This window comes from Acinetobacter sp. YH12041, assembly GCF_013419975.1.
Lineage (GTDB): Bacteria > Pseudomonadota > Gammaproteobacteria > Pseudomonadales > Moraxellaceae > Acinetobacter.
In genome coordinates, this window is sequence record NZ_VOZC01000004.1 from 34756 (window position 1) to 50608 (window position 15853).

General features: G+C 40.6%; 14 protein-coding genes. 11 read left to right on the top strand and 3 right to left on the bottom strand.

The window, feature by feature from the left end; all coding sequences use genetic code 11:
* Nucleotides 1-18: 18 nt before the first annotated feature.
* From moaCB to FTU00_RS04105, 5 genes are read left to right on the top strand one after another with little or no spacing between them, the layout of a single operon-like run.
* Nucleotides 19-942 (top strand): bifunctional molybdenum cofactor biosynthesis protein MoaC/MoaB, encoded by a 924-nt coding sequence (moaCB, locus tag FTU00_RS04085; RefSeq protein ID WP_004783148.1) that lies wholly within the window; start codon nt 19-21, stop codon nt 940-942.
* A complete protein-coding gene (locus tag FTU00_RS04090; RefSeq protein ID WP_180179152.1) occupies nt 942-2171 on the top strand; it encodes a molybdopterin molybdotransferase MoeA in 1230 nt (409 codons plus the stop codon). The genes moaCB and FTU00_RS04090 overlap by 1 nt, the downstream gene beginning before the upstream one ends.
* Before the next feature lie 14 nt (nt 2172-2185).
* Nucleotides 2186-2947 (top strand): molybdate ABC transporter substrate-binding protein, encoded by a 762-nt coding sequence (gene modA, locus FTU00_RS04095; RefSeq protein ID WP_180179153.1) that lies wholly within the window; start codon nt 2186-2188, stop codon nt 2945-2947.
* Nucleotides 2948-2973: 26 nt separating this feature from the next.
* The gene (modB, locus tag FTU00_RS04100; RefSeq protein ID WP_159124321.1) at nt 2974-3657 is read left to right on the top strand and encodes a molybdate ABC transporter permease subunit; all 684 of its coding nucleotides are present in this window, start codon (nt 2974-2976) and stop codon (nt 3655-3657) included.
* A gap of 1 nt (nt 3658) precedes the next feature.
* The gene (locus FTU00_RS04105; RefSeq protein ID WP_004783142.1) at nt 3659-4300 is read left to right on the top strand and encodes an ATP-binding cassette domain-containing protein; all 642 of its coding nucleotides are present in this window, start codon (nt 3659-3661) and stop codon (nt 4298-4300) included.
* Here FTU00_RS04105 and FTU00_RS04110 read toward each other — a convergent pair.
* The 3 genes from FTU00_RS04110 to FTU00_RS04120 form a co-directional block, all read right to left on the bottom strand.
* The gene (locus FTU00_RS04110) at nt 4290-6842 is read right to left on the bottom strand and encodes an EAL domain-containing protein (protein WP_180179154.1); all 2553 of its coding nucleotides are present in this window, start codon (nt 6840-6842) and stop codon (nt 4290-4292) included. The two genes, FTU00_RS04105 and FTU00_RS04110, sit on opposite strands and share 11 nt — an antisense overlap.
* 150 nt (nt 6843-6992) lie before the next feature.
* Complete coding sequence (locus FTU00_RS04115) at nt 6993-8579, bottom strand: sensor domain-containing diguanylate cyclase (protein ID WP_180179155.1); 1587 nt, start codon at nt 8577-8579, stop codon at nt 6993-6995.
* Nucleotides 8580-9085: 506 nt separating this feature from the next.
* The gene (locus FTU00_RS04120) at nt 9086-9583 is read right to left on the bottom strand and encodes a Dps family protein (protein ID WP_004783133.1); all 498 of its coding nucleotides are present in this window, start codon (nt 9581-9583) and stop codon (nt 9086-9088) included.
* Between the two features lie 665 nt (nt 9584-10248).
* Between FTU00_RS04120 and katE the strand changes: the two genes are divergently transcribed.
* From katE to FTU00_RS04150, 6 genes are read left to right on the top strand one after another with little or no spacing between them, the layout of a single operon-like run.
* Entirely contained in the window at nt 10249-12372 is a 2124-nt protein-coding gene (gene katE / locus FTU00_RS04125; protein ID WP_180179156.1) for a catalase HPII, read from the top strand.
* A 57-nt stretch (nt 12373-12429) separates the two neighbouring features.
* Nucleotides 12430-12639, top strand: coding sequence for a hypothetical protein (locus FTU00_RS04130; RefSeq protein WP_166135421.1), 210 nt, complete (start codon nt 12430-12432; stop codon nt 12637-12639).
* A 51-nt stretch (nt 12640-12690) separates the two neighbouring features.
* Complete coding sequence (locus FTU00_RS04135) at nt 12691-13674, top strand: acyl-CoA dehydrogenase (RefSeq protein ID WP_180179157.1); 984 nt, start codon at nt 12691-12693, stop codon at nt 13672-13674.
* Nucleotides 13662-14444, top strand: coding sequence for a PIG-L deacetylase family protein (locus FTU00_RS04140; RefSeq protein ID WP_159122867.1), 783 nt, complete (start codon nt 13662-13664; stop codon nt 14442-14444). The genes FTU00_RS04135 and FTU00_RS04140 overlap by 13 nt, the downstream gene beginning before the upstream one ends.
* Nucleotides 14437-15051 (top strand): class I SAM-dependent methyltransferase, encoded by a 615-nt coding sequence (locus tag FTU00_RS04145; protein ID WP_159122866.1) that lies wholly within the window; start codon nt 14437-14439, stop codon nt 15049-15051. The genes FTU00_RS04140 and FTU00_RS04145 overlap by 8 nt, the downstream gene beginning before the upstream one ends.
* Nucleotides 15048-15761, top strand: coding sequence for a glycosyltransferase family 2 protein (locus tag FTU00_RS04150; RefSeq protein WP_180179158.1), 714 nt, complete (start codon nt 15048-15050; stop codon nt 15759-15761). Before FTU00_RS04145 ends, FTU00_RS04150 begins: the two co-directional genes overlap by 4 nt.
* Nucleotides 15762-15853 lie beyond the last annotated feature (92 nt).

The window sequence follows — 15853 nt, forward strand, 5'->3', positions numbered from 1 at the left end:
GAACTATAGGAACATGCAATGAAAAATGTCGGGATGAAAGCAGAAAGTTATCGGACTGCAGTAGCTACAGGGATTCTGCATGCACCGCCACATTGCATTGAGTTATTACGGAATGGCAATACGGAAAAGGGTGATGCGCTAAAGACAGCTCGCATCGCCGGAATTTTAGGGGCTAAACGTACTGATGAACTGATTCCACTTTGTCATCCCTTACCAATTTATCGTGCTGACGTAGAATATGAACTGTTTGATGCACATGTCGAAATTATTGCCACAGTAGAAACAATTGGTCCAACCGGTGTGGAAATGGAAGCCTTGACGGCCGTCAGTCTAGCTGGATTGACCTTATACGATATGCTCAAACCACATTGTGAACCGGAAGATCTATGTCTGGATCAATGTAAATTACAAAAGAAAAAAGGTGGTAAATCGCATTTTACCCGTGTCTTAAAAGAAGCCTTGCCAGCATCCATCATTGTGCTTTCAGATACAGTCGCTGCCGGAAAAAAACCGGATACAGCAGGGCAAAATGTCCTGGAAATATTACAAGAAGCCAATTTTAAAAATATAGCCTATCAGGTGATTCCAGATGATCCTGAACAGTTGTTGGCCTTGGTTTATCAACAGAAAAATGACTATCCGTTGATTTTAACTGTGGGTGGAACAGGCCTAGGTCCTAAAGATCTAACGGTTGAAACTTTACAGCCTTTACTGAAACGGGAAATTCCTGGACTCATGGAAGCTTCACGCAGTTTTGGACAGAAACGCACGCCTTATGCGGCTTTAAGTCGTGGCGTTGCTGGCTATATTGATAACAGTTTGGTAATGACTTTACCGGGCAGCCGACAAGGCGCCAAAGAATCTTTAATTGCGGTACTACCAGCGTTGGTACATTTATTTGATGTGCAAAAAAATATTCCACATCAAGGTGGTTATCAATAATGTCTGGATGTGGAGCAGAACATGGTCTGATTACAGTAGATCAGGCTTTAGAATTAATTTTGCAGCATACTCAAGTGTTAGCAACTGAACGCTTGAAGTTGAATCAGGCCCTGAATCGTTATCTGGCAGAGGATATTTATTCTGGGATTAATCTACCGTTATTTTCGCAAAGTGCCGTAGATGGTTATGCACTGTGTACCCAATCTGTAATTGAACCAGAACGCGAATTCCAACTGATTGGTGAAATTCGGGCAGGACAACAGAATGAACTGCAACTTCAGGATGGTCAGGCCGTCAGGATTTTTACCGGCGCTAAAATTCCCCTCGGGACGACTACGGTCGCACGTCAGGAAATCGTTCAAGCGAGCGATTCATCCAGAATCAAAATTACGGAACAGCTTAAAGTTCATGCCGATATCCGGGATGTGGGCGAAGAAATTTCAGTCGGGCAATTATTGGCCAATAAAGGTCAGCAACTGTCAGCCGGTGCAATTGCCTCTTTAAGCATGGCGGGGATTAATACTGTTGAGGTTTTTCAATATCCTAAAGTGGCTGTGGTCATTACAGGCGATGAAGTTGCTGAAAGTATAGAAGACTTTGTGGCAGGTAAAATCTTTGATGCCAACGGCCCCTTGATTGAAGCCTGGTTTCAGCAAGCCGGGCAGCAGGTTGAGATTTTTCATGTTGCAGATACTGAGGCGGCAGTACGGAATCTCATTCAAGAATTATCAGCAAGCCATGGCCTGATTTTAACCACAGGCGGTGTATCTGTCGGAGATTATGATTTCATTCGGCCTGTAGCACTAAATTTAGGTTTCGAACAGATATTCTGGAAAGTAAAACAGAAGCCGGGCAAGCCGATGTTCTTTACCCAGTTACAGCGCAATGATAGTTCACATTGTTATCTGCTGGGTTTGCCGGGAAATCCCGCAGCAGTGTATGTCGGCATACAGATCTACACCGCAACTTTATTAAATGCCTTGCAAGGACACAAATCTCAGCCGAACTGGTTTAATGCTGTACTCACCCATGATCTGAAAATGGATGCCAGAGAGCGCTTTTTAAGAATGTCCGCCAGTTTTGAGCAGTCGGTTTTACGAGTCAAAAGTCTGTCCAAACAGCAATCACATATGCTGAGCAATCTCATGCAGGCCAATTGTCTGGTTCGCATTCCGGCAGGAAAAAGCCTGAAAGAAGGGGATCTTGTTCAAGGCTTATTTATTCACTGATGGGGTAGATGCACATGAAAAAATCTCTGTTTTTATTCATGTGCATTGCCATGATGTTTTCCTCAGTCCATGCAGGAACAGTGAAGGTTTACGCCGCAGCGAGTCTAAATAATGCTGTGACCGAAATTTCCAGGATTTACCAAGCCCAACATCCACAAACTAAGATTATTTCCGTATTTGGTGCATCTTCTGCTTTAGCCAAACAGATCGAAGCAGGAGCTAGTAGTGATCTATACTTTTCAGCTGATCAGGATTGGATGAATTATCTGGTACACAAGAAACTTATAAATTCCAGTTCAGTTCATCCCATCCTGTTAAATCAGTTAGTGGCGATCAGCCCGAAACATCTGAATATTCATTTTGAACCCCAGTCCAGTTTTAATTTTGCCCAGTCCTTTAAAGGTTATGTATGTACCGGGCAAATGGAATCAGTGCCTGCCGGAAAATATGCCAGGCAAAGTCTGACCCAACTGAACTGGTTAAATGGCTTAAAAGGGCGAATTGTTGGAACGGGTGATGTGCGCTCGGCTTTGGCTTTTGTCGAACGCGGTGAATGTGAAGTGGGGATTGTCTATAAAACTGATGCCTTGATCAGCCGAAAAGTGAAAATCATTGGTACCTTCCCAGAAAATTTACATAGTCTGATTGTTTATCCTTTAGCTTTGACATGGCAAGGCGCACAGAATAAAGAAGCAGTGCAATTTGAACAATTTATACAAAAAAGTGCGCAGGCTAAAGCCATCTTTCAAAAATATGGATTTAGGCTGAACCCCTAGACAATGGCTGGAGAAATAACTGCAAGATGTTAAGTCCAGAAGAACTCAGTGCGCTCTACCTGTCTGCCAAGGTGGCCAGCTTTGCGACCTTATTCTGTTTACCTTTTGCAGTAGCATTGGCTTGGGTTTTGGCCAGATATGAATTTCGGCTTAAGTTTCTGGTCGAAGCATGTTTGCAATTGCCGATGGTGCTGCCACCTGTGGTTTTGGGTTATCTGCTTCTGATACTGTTTGGTAATCAAGGCATGATTGGCCAATATCTCAATACACTCGGATTGCAACTGGCATTTAACTGGAAAGGGGCGGTATTGGCCTCGATGATTGTGGCATTTCCGCTGATGGTGCAACCGATCCGTTTGTCATTTCAGCTCATGAATCAACAACTCGAACACATTGCAGGTTCATTGGGCGCAGCACCGTGGAAAGTGTTTTGGAGTATCAATTTACCTCTGGCGATTCCCGGTATGCTGATTGGCAGCATCTTATGTTTTAGCCGCAGTCTGGGTGAGTTTGGTGCCACCATTACTTTTGTGGGAAATATTCCGGATGAAACCCGCACTATTCCCATCGCAATTTATTCCTTACTGCAACAACCGAATGGTGAAGAAATGGCGATGCGTCTGGTGGTTTTATCTATTTTTTTGGCATTTACTGCCTTAATTGCCAATTATTTTATTTTGCAAAACTATCAACGGAAATTAGGAGGCTGAAATGTTGAAGTGTGATTTTCAATATCAACAAGCCGATTTCGAGTTGAATATTAAACTGGAAATATCGCAGCAACTATTGGGGATCGTCGGTGCATCTGGAAGCGGAAAAAGTACTTTACTCAAAAATATTGTTGGACTATTAAAACCTGATCAAGGATATATTCAGTTTAAACATCAAGATTTAATCAATACAGAAAAGAAAATTAATATTCCAATGCATCAGCGCAAAATTGCATTAGTTTTCCAGAATGCTTTGCTGTTTCCACATATGAATGTGCAGCAGAACCTATGTTATGCAGAAAAACTGATATCTAAAGCAGATCGAAAATTCAAGTTTGAAGACATCGTAGAATTATTAGAATTAAAACCTTTAATATATCGTAGAGCACACCAACTCTCAGGTGGGGAAGCACAGCGTGTCTCTATTGGTCGAGCATTATTGTCTTCACCAAATTTGTTGCTACTAGATGAACCTTTAACGGGACTGGATCAACAGTTAAAACAGCAGATTTTACCGTTCCTAAAACGGATTAAAGATGAGCTGAATTTACCCATGGTTTATGTGACCCATCATCTGGAAGAGTTAGCTTACTTAGAAGCTGAAACTGTACAGCTCAAACAGGGCATATTAATCAGGAACTGATTAACTCTAGCTGATTGAGCCGGGCAGGTTTTGCATAGTAAAAACCTTGCAGATAATCACAATGATGCGACTTTAAGCACTCAGCCTGTTCAGGGTTTTCAATTCCTTCCGCAACAACTTCCAGATCCAGCTTATGCGCTAGGGTAATCATGGCTTCAATAATTGCCTCATCTCGTGGATTGCCGGGTAAATGCTGTACAAAGCTACGATCCAGTTTGATCTCATCGATCGGAAGACTACGTAAATAACTTAAACTCGAATAACCAGTGCCAAAGTCATCCACCGACACTTTAATCCCCAAAGCCCGGACATTTTTTAAGATCTCAATGGACTTATCACCGCTGGCGATTAGCATACTTTCAGTCACTTCCAGTTTAAGCAGCTCATGCGGGAATTCAATTTCTGCTAATAATTGCTGTAGATCGCTCAGGAAACCACTTCTTTTAAACTGTAAAGGAGATAGATTGACGGCAACCGAAATTTGAGTCTCATGCTGCATATTCCAGGCTTTAACTTCCTCACAAGCCTGTCTAAGTACCCATTCGCCAATTGAGACGATTTGCCCGGTCCTTTCTGCAAAAGGAATGAAATCGGCAGGAGAAATAAAGCCTTTTTCTGGATGTTGCCAGCGGATCAAAGCTTCCAGACATTTGACCTTGCCCGTTTCACTGTCCAGAATCGGCTGATAAAACAGTTTAAACTGCTGTTCATGCAGAGCGACCATCAGTTCATGACGAAGCTGTACATAATCGACCTTCGGTAAAGGCTCTTTCGTGAAATTATACCAGTGCCAAGTATTACCCCCTTCGGCATTAGCATCACGCATGGCATCCTTGGCTGCATTGATAAACTGCTTAACGCATTTGATGTCGGGATCAGCATCAGCGACACCGATACTTGCACTCAGGTGAATATCATAGCCATCCACATGGAAAGGCTGAGATAATCCGGCGATGATTTCTTCGGCACGTACAGCAACTTGCTTGAGATCAGTCATTTGAGTTAATAAAATTGCAAACTCATCTCCTGAAAATCTGGAAATTACATCTTCCGGCTCCAGGTTTTGGCTCAGACGATTGCCCACTAGTTTTAAAATTTTATCGCCAATATCATGACCGAGGCTTTGATTCAAAGGTTCAAAATCATCCAGATCCAGATATAAAAGCACTAGATTTGCAGAACCACTCTGCGCTAGATGCAGTTTTTCCTGAACCACTTCTTCAAACAGCTTATTGTTGATAAAGCCGGTTAAATGGTCATGTGATTCCTGATAAGCGATTAGTTCTTGCTGGGCAACATGCTGACTCACATCCTGTTGAATGGCAATGAAATGAGTGCACTTATGATTTTCATCAAAGACTGGACCTAGGTTTAGCTTGTTCCAGAACCAGTGTCCATCCTTACGATAATTTTTCAGGACAATCTTGATTTCAGATTTATTCTGAATGGCTTCGCTGATTTGCTGGACGCTTTCCGCTGAAGTATCGGGTCCCTGCAAGATGCGGCAATTTTTCCCTTTGAGTTCTTCCAGGCTATAACCGGTAATCTGCTCAAAGGCCGGATTAACATATTCAATAGGCTGGTCATTTTCTGCCGAGGTTAAAATAATGCCATGCGGATTTGCATCGACACTACGTTTCATTAAGCGCAGCATTTCATTGTTTTGATAACGTTCAGTAATGTCGCGTGCCACGCTAAAAATACCGACAATTTCCTCATTCACTTTAATTGGCAAAAAAGTTAAATCGAGCCAGTATTTCTGTCCTGCCGAGTTATGTGCCTGAACTTCAAGATGTCCAGTCAAGCCATGCTTGGCCTGCTCAAAGGCTTCTAAGGCAAGAGGGCGATGTTCAGGTTCAATAAAATGATCAATTTTAGTTCCGATATGCGATTTAACACCAACTTCGTTAAAAAATTTGGTGGCCAGATTGGCATCTACAATATTGCCATCCAGATTGTGCTCAAAAATTGCATCGGGATGAAAAGAGAAAAATGACTGATATTTATCTTTGAGCTGATTTCGTTTTTTGCGTTCTTCATACAGCTCAAAGGTTAAGGCGATCAGCGAAGCTGCATATTGCAGCAGGTCAATTTCATTGGGAGTAGGAGACTTGATCGAACGGTAATAAGTACCAAAAGAGCCAAAAAGTTTGCCACTCCCGTTGGCAATTGGTACCGACCAGCAAGCTCTTAAACCATTTTGTTTAACCAGATCTTTATATGCGACCCAGTTCGGATCATTGAGTAAATTCTCACAGACCACTAAACGACGATGATATGCAGCTGCACCACACGCGCCTACATTCGGGCCGATTTTTAGATCTTTTAAAGCGTCTATATATTCTCTGGAAAAATAGGATGGTTCTTTTATTAAGTTAAGCGTTTGTTCCTGTTCCGAATACAACATGAAAGATACCAGTGCATCCGGGATTTTATCCCCTAACCATGCGGTAATCGCATCTATGATATCCTCTAAGGCAGCAGCTTGACCAATCAGATTAAAAATCTCTTGGCTGGTGCCTCCATTATAAAAAGAAGTCATATTGTATCCTTAAGTATAAACCTCTATATAAACCTAGAAGTATTAGAGAAATTATACTGTTTTTTTGAATAAAAGATCTAAACCCCATAACACAATAACAAAATAATATATTTAAATTATCTACTTAATAACTGTATAAAAATATTATTACTAGGTACTTTTTTCACCTGTCACCACACGATTTCTCCCTAAATGTTTGGCTTGATATAAATTTGTATCTGCTTGTTTTAAAACTTCTTTAATATCAGAAGAAGTTAAAGGCCAGTGTGCAATACCAAGTGAGGCAGTGACGACTCCTACCTCAAGTAAATAAGTCGATGCCAGTTTATGTCTTAATCTTTCAGCAATTTTAGAGGCTTGTGAAATCTCTTTGACTGGCGCAAGAATAATAAATTCTTCACCACCAACGCGACAGCAAATATCCTGTTCGCGAAAACTTGCCCGAATAAATCCGGCAACTTTGGTTAATACCACATCACCCATATCATGCCCATGACGATCATTAATTTTCTTGAAATAGTCAATATCCAAAACCACCACAGCAAAATAAGTTTTATTGCTAATTAAATCATTTAAAAATAGTTCAAAGCCACGACGATTATAAAAGCCGGTTAAAGGATCGGTTAAAGTATCCTGTTTAAGTTCTTCAATCTCCTGATTAAAAACGTTTACACTAGATAATAGGGACTTCTTGAATTTAAAAACTTCAAAATACCAAGGCTTAATATAGTTAATCTTTTCAGTGATACCTGGATCATTCAAATGACTTGCCATTTTGGCAAGATCATTTAATGGAGAGGTAATAAATTTCGAAATACGCCAGATGATTAAAAAGATAATAATGTAGATAACAAAAATTGTGCCAATCACTTTGTAGGCAAGAAGACGCGCTTGGGCAAATAAATCTTCTGTAGGCTGCTGAAACACCACGGTCCAGTTAGTGGTAGGAATTTTTGCAAAACCTGCTAGTTCGCTAACTCCCATATCGTTATTTAATTTTATTTTTCCTGAGCTATGTGACTCCATATAAGCTAAACCGGTATTGTGTTGGAATGTTTTTCCAATTCTCTCTCTTTCTGGATGATAAATAATTTTATCTTCTTTATCAAAAACATATAGGTAGCTATTTTTATAGCCATAATTTTCGCTTAAAAGTGTCTTTAATAAGGACTCTTCATGTAAATAGATAAACCCTGCAACAAAACCTTGGTATTTATTATTCTGATCAAAGATTGGAAAACTAACCAGGACGACCAGATTACCTTTTAATGAATAATAGGGTGAAGAAATATAAGGCTTCTTTGATTCGAGTGATTTACTAAAGCCCAAAGACCGGATAATCGCAATTTTATCTAATTTCAAGGTTTCAGGCGCATATTCGATGACATGACCATCTGCATCGCTGATCAAAACACTGCTAAAAGAATTAGATTGTTGAATCAATCTGTTTAATTCAGTTTTTAACAACTGCTCATTATGAAAGCCATTCTTAATAATATTGGCACTGAGGCTTAAATCATTAAATATATTTTTAAAATATAAATCAGAAATAGAAGCAACTTTAGCTGCATACTCATAATTAGTTGCAAGAGAATTATTAATCAGCTGTTGTCGGTGAATTACATTGCTCACAATCAATGTAATTGAAAAAAGAATCACCAGACTTACAAGTAAAAGGATTAAAATCAATTTACGTAAATTAAGTTTGAGTGAAATGAGCAACTTTTGAACACTCATAACTTAATCCCCTGAATCTTTCAGAAATACAAAATGTATACAATATATTTCAATAATTATATTGTGTGATGTAATTCTCTATTTTAGATGAATAATATTCAGTTTGTAAGCATTTTTGAAGCTTAATCTGTTGCTTATTTTGTAAGCAGAAATGGTTTGGTCCATTTATTGAATATATTTAAAAGATATGGAAAAAGACTAAGATCAAAAAAAATAATAAAATACTGATTTAGTAAAAATTATATTTTTATAATATAAGAAAATTTTATTTAAAAGCCAAATTCCCTATCTAAGCTAATATAATTAAATAGATAATAAATAAAGATTTATTGATTAAAAAATAATTTCTTAAAAGGTAAATATTTATTTTTCAAAGCCTTCACTATAGGGTGGAAGGTGAGATAAATAAGTGCTCAAAAGGATATGACTTAAATTTGAGCACTTATTTGTTCTAGAAAAAGCTAATTTTCTGATTTTACAGTTATTTTCTCAATGAGAAAAGTTAATTACTCTAAAGTACTTCTTAACATCCAGGCTGTTTTTTCATGCACATCAAGACGTTGCGTGATTAAATCTGCAGTCGGTTGATCGTTGACTTCATCAACAACTTCAAAAAGATTGCGTGCGGTACGAGCTACCGTTTCATGAGCATTTACCAATAAACGCAACATTTCTTGGGCATCTGGTACACCTTCTACTTCTTTAATAGCAGTCAGCTTAACAAATTGCTGGTAAGTGCCGGGTGCGGCAAAGCCTAAGGCCCGGATACGTTCTGCAATCAGATCAAGAGCATTCCACTGTTCGGTATATTGGGTCATAAACATGCTGTGCAGACTATTGAACTGTGGTCCGGTGACATTCCAGTGAAAGTTGTGGGTCATTAAATAGAGGGTATAGCTGTCTGCCAATAATTTAGATAGACCTTCGACGATTTTGGCACGGTCTTCGTAAGAAATACCAATATCAATTTTCATAGCTTTAGCATTTTTTTCTGAAGAGCCCATGTTTTACTCCTTAACAATTTTGTAGAGAGATATCTTTTAAAATAGAAGTTTGCCAGTCATGGCTGAAAAGATAGGAAATCTTGACAGCATGACCTTTTATATGAAATAGATTTTTGCCACTATTTATATGTGGAAATAATTTTAAGTACTTCTGAGTTATATAGTTTATAGGACGGGCAAAGATATAAGTTTAGGCGTTCTGTATAGCCTGGTGACAGGATTGTAACTGTATAAAGAAATTAATTTTGCCTTATAAAACTCAAATGTCTGGATCAGTTTTTTAAAAACTTGTTTTCATTTTTAGATGATTAAGCCTTTATTTCATGATTTTATCTTTTAGTAAAAACTATCAGCTTTAAATTTTTCGAACTTTGTGATCGTTACTCGGTAAAAAAAACTGTGTAGTTAAGAAAAATAACAGAACTGTGCCTTTATTAAACAAGCCACTACAAAGACTCAGCAATGTATTCGTCAAATCTCGTTATGTTAGGGATACAGACGAAATCAATAAAAAGATTTTCATACTCAGCAACAGCTCACCGCATGCAGATAAAAGTGGAACTTTATTTTTCTGTAAAAACGGCAAGATGTTGAATAAAACTCAAGCGAATTTGAGATAGGCAAAAAAAGACTTCACTAAACTCAAGATCAGCAAGGAAAATGTCATGAAAATTAAGGCGAACAGTCCAGCCACAGGTAAAAATGGTTTAGATAAGCAGAATACCAATAAAAAAAGTGAGCAGCTTGATGCATATCGTAGCGACTCCACCGAACAGACACTGACTACTAACCAAGGTGTTAAGATTTCGGATAACCAGAATAGTCTAAAAGCGGGCGTTCGTGGGGCAACTTTAATGGAGGATTTTATTCTCCGTGAAAAGATTACCCATTTTGATCATGAGCGTATTCCAGAGCGAATTGTGCATGCACGTGGTGTTGGGGCACATGGTTTTTTTGAAGCTTATCCAGGCAATGAAAAATGGACTAAAGCCGGGTTTCTAACCAATACCGGTGCCCAGACTCCTGTCTTTGTTCGATTCTCTACAGTACAAGGTCCTCGCGGTTCAGCAGATACGGTACGTGATATTCGTGGTTTTGCGACCAAGTTTTATACGGATGAAGGTAACTTTGACCTGGTGGCCAATGATGCGCCAGTGTTCTTTATTCAGGATGGCATCAAGTTCCCTGATTTTGTCCATGCGCTGAAACCTGAACCACAAACCGAGATTCCATCAGGTGCGTCAGCACATGATACTTTCTGGGACTTTGTCTCTCTTGTACCTGAATCTGCACATGCGGTGATGTGGGCAATGTCGGATCGTGCTATTCCACGTAATTTACGATCTATTCAAGGTTTTGGTGTACATACTTTCCGTTTGATCAATGCTGAAAATAAAGCTGTCTTTGTGAAGTTCCACTGGACGCCTAAACAAGGTCTGACACAACTGGTATGGGATGAAGCGCAAAAACTGGCAGGTAAGGATCCCGATTTCCATCGTCGTGACCTGTATGAAGCGATTGCTTCCGGTAATTACCCGGAATGGGAATTAGGTGTACAGATCGTTCCTGAAGAAGACGAAATGAAATTTGATTTTGACTTGCTGGATGCAACCAAAATCATTCCGGAAGAACTGGTTCCAGTGACTCCAATTGGCCGTATGGTGTTGAACCGTAATGTTGATTATTTCTTCGGTGAAACTGAGCAGGTTGCTTTCTGTCCAGGTCATGTCGTACCAGGCATTGACTTTACCAACGACCCACTACTACAGGCCCGACTGTTCTCTTATACTGATACTCAGCTGAGCCGCCTAGGTGGTCCAAACTTCCATCAGATTCCAATCAATAAGCCGGTTTGTCCATTCCATAACAACCAGCGTGATGGCCTGCATCAACGTCTTATTCACACCGGACAGGCCAACTACGAACCAAACTCGATTGATGACAACTGGCCGGCTGAAGCGCCAGGTGCGACTCAGGCAGGTGGTTTCGAAAGCTATCAGGAACGTATTGACGGTCATAAAATCCGCCAGCGTAGTGAGTCTTTTAATGATCACTTCACTCATGCCCGTTTATTCTATCAAAGCCAGGCACCGCATGAGCAGAAGCATATTATTGATGCCTATGTCTTCGAACTGAGTAAAGTACAGCGCCAAAATATCCGTGAACGTGAAGTTCTCGAAGTGTTGTGCAATATCGACTTGACGCTGGCTCAACAGGTTGCGGACCAGTTAGGAATTGAAATCCCAGCTGAGAAAAAAGCTGCCAAACTGCCTGATGTTCTGATTTCTAAACGTCTGTCTTTTGAAGCGTTTAAACCTGCCGATATTAAGGCACGTAAAATCGCGATTCTCGCACATGACAAAGCCAATGAAGCCAGTATCAAAGCTGTACAGGCTTGGGCTGAATCAGAGAGTGCTGTGGCTGATGTTTTAACACCTCGTCCAGGACCAGTTCTGAGCCAGCAAGGTACAGTGATCCCATCTGATGGTATGCAGAAAGCTGAACCGTCAATTGCCTACGATGCCGTAGTTATTGTCGATGGTGATAACTATGACATGGTGCTGAAAGATGGTATCGCGACTCACTATCTGCTTGAAGCTTATAAGCACCTGAAACCGATTGTCTTCCTGGGAGATAAAAGTCAGCTGATTGAAGACTTAAAACTGATCAGTGATGAAGGTACTTTAGCAAATTCTCAATTCGATACTGTGCAAGATAGCTTCAAGACCTTGATCATGAATCACCGTGTTTGGGCGCGTGAATTGATCTCAGAAACTATTCCTGCATAAATACCATGAGAATAGAAGCTTCGGCTTCTATTCTCTATTTCAAGGAATAAAACTTTTATGGCGAGACCAGATCCTAAAAAATTACTGGCACAGATGCAAAATGCGCAATGGAGCAGGGAGCAGGATATTTATCTGATCGAACATAACCACCTACCTATGAGTCAACTCAGAGAAGAGTTGCCTTTTAGTGAAGAAGAAATTATGGCACGCCGTAAGGTACTAGGACTGATGACCCGTTTAAAACAGATGAAAAGGCTTTTTCCTTAACTGGCTTTCATCAAATGACCACAATATCGATATTTTTGAGGAAGCACTTTTATGGACCTCAGTTCAATATTAGAAAGATTTAAAAATTCATCATTAGAACCTAAAGAAAATATTCAAATGACTTTGAAGGAACTGGTGCAACTTTCGGATCAGGTTCCTTTTCCTGCATCAGGGGAAACTTTAAAACGCTGGCAAATTTTAAGCCAGATCTCGGCAACCAATTTAAGTCTGGGTAAAATATTTGAGTCGCATCTGGATGCACTCGCAATTCTGCATGAATTAAATATTCCGGCAAATCCTCATCAGCTCTGGGCAGTCTGGGCAGCAGAAGGAGGGCCTCAACCATTGCAGCTGGATGAAGGCAAGCTGACTGGCATCAAAACCTGGTGTTCCGCTTCGAGCTGGGTAGAGTCAGGTTTACTGACGTATCGGGATGAACAAAATCGCTCTCAATTGCTAATTGTAGATATGCAGCAGCCTGGTATTCAGCATGACCATACTGTCTGGCAAGCTTTGGGAATGCAGCATACGTCCACGGCTCAACTGGAATTTAATCAGGTCCCTGTCAAAAAAGTTGCCGATCCACATGCTTATCTGGATCGGGTGGGATTCTGGCATGGAGCAGCAGGCGTTGCCGCTTGCTGGTATGGTGCGACAGTAGCTCTTGCTGAATATCTGCAGCAGGAACAGTTAAAAAAACCACATATGTATAAAGCCATGTATCTGGGTGAAATCAGCCGTGATCTTTTAGCTACTCAGGCTTTGTTCTATCGGGTTGCAGAATTGATTGACCAGCAACCTAAATTTCCTCATCAACTTCAGATTCAGGCTTTGCGTGCGCAGGTTGAAGCTACTGCATTAAATGTGCTCAACCAAGTTGGAAAAGCGCTTGGCGCATCGCCTTATTGTACCAATTCTTATTTTGCCCAGCTCGCAGCAGATCTGCCGGTATTTATCCGTCAAAGCCATGCTGCTTTTGATCTTGAGCGTATTGGAGAACTAAGCGCACAGGAGGAAGAACTATGGGCACTTTAAAACATGACATTGTTGAAGACCGTGTGATCCATGGGGAGGGGACACGGGTGGAAGAATGGCGTAACTGCGAAATACTGCAACAGATACCAGAATTTAATATTTCCAATGTAATTCCTGCAGATGCCAGAGTCTGTATTGTGGCACCGCATCCGGATGATGAAATTCTGGGATGTGGCGGACTGATGCAACGTCTGGATAAACTCGGCTATAAGATTGTACTGTTTGCAGTGACTAATGGTACGGCCAGTCATCCCGGTTCGAGTCTGTATACGCCAGAAGAACTGAACCAGATTCGTCCAGCAGAAACTCGCCAAGCTCTGGAAGAATTGTCCTTAGAACAGCCAGTTCTTCGGATTGCTTTGGATATTCAGGATGGAAAAGTGGCTGAGCAGCGAGACTTGCTCAAACAGCAATTGTATTCATATTTACAGCCTAATGATGTATTGGTCACGACTTTTGTTCATGATGGACATCCAGACCATGAAATAACCGGCCAGGTCGCCCAGCAACTCGCGACTGAGCTACAGTTACCGTATATTCAGGTTCTAATCTGGGCGTGGCACTGGGCCACACCAGGAGATACCCGAATTCCATGGACGGTTGCGCACAAACTCAGGCTGACAGATGAAGAATTAAAATGTAAAGCCCGAGCTGCACGATGTTTCAAGAGTCAGATTGAGAATGACCCGACGACAGAACAGGCACCGATTGTTCCTGAGCATGCATTAGAGCGTGTTTTACAGCCATGGGAGGTTTATCTGTATGAATAGTAAATCAACCTATGATCATGCTTATTTTGATGCTCTTTATGCGTTGAATCAGGGAGATCCATGGCATTATGAACAGCGCTGGTATGAACAGCGTAAACGTCAAATTTGTAAAGCACTCTTGCCCAAACTGCATTTTGAATCTGCCATAGAAATCGGTTGTAGTAATGGCATGCTAAGTCAGGAACTAGCCCCACATACAGGAGAACTCATCTGTCTGGATGCCAATACGACAGCGATCCGGCTGGCGCAACAACGTCTGCAAGATTATTCTCATGTCAGTTTTGTCCAAGGCGTTGTTCCGGAAGACTTGCCAGAGCGTAAGTTCCAGCTAATTGTGCTGAGTGAGGTTTTATATTATCTGGATCAGGCCGCTTTAGAGAAATTGACCCACTGGCTGCAGCACGCCCTTGATGCAGAAGGCTGTATTCTGGCTTGTCACTGGCGGGCACCGATTTCAGGTTTTAGCTTTACTGGTGATGATATTCATGACCATCTAAATACTCACCTGCCTTATAAAAAATGTTCACAACTTCAGGAACCTGATTTTCTGATTGATGTCTGGATGAATAGCCCACAGTCTGTGGCAGAGCAAGAGGGCCTTAAATGAATAAAATTGGCGTGGTTATTCCTGCCTGTAATGAAGAAGCCTATATAGAACGCTGCCTGCTGGCCTTAAAAAAAGCACAATTTGAATTTTATCAATACCTTGGTTCATCAGAAAATATTCCCGAGATTAAGATTTTAGTTGTCTTAGACAGTTGTACCGATCAAACCGCGATCAAAGCGGTGCAACTGGGCATAGAAGTCATTAGTTGTAATTTTCGTTCGGTGGGTAAGACCCGTCATTTAGGAATTCAAAAAGTAATTGAACAAGGATGCGACTGGATCTGTTGTACCGATGCAGATTCATGTGTTCAGGAAGACTGGTTCAAAGTCATGTGGCAGCATCAACCTACTGACGCAATTTGTGGGGTCGTTGAAGTGGACGAATGGAAAAATTTAAGCTTGAAAGCCCGATTGAAATATTTAGACCACTATCAGGACAAAATGGATCATCGCCATATCCATGGTGCAAATTTATGTTTTAAAACAAGTATATATAATGATTTTAATGGGTTTCGCCAGCTAGATTGTCATGAAGATGTCGACTTTGTTCGCCGTTTACAACAGGCAGGAGTCAACATTACCTGGTCCAATCAATTAAGGGTAACAACCAGTAGCCGTCTACGGTCAAAAGTTGCTGAAGGTTTCGCCTGTTTTTTACAAAAGCTTGAGTTACAGGAAGCAATGAAAAAACCGATCAGCGTATACAAATAAAACTATAAAATTATAAATTTTATACAATCAATTACTTGTAAAAAATTTAAAAATTCATTTCTAAAAGCTATTTCATTTAGAAAAATTCTGTT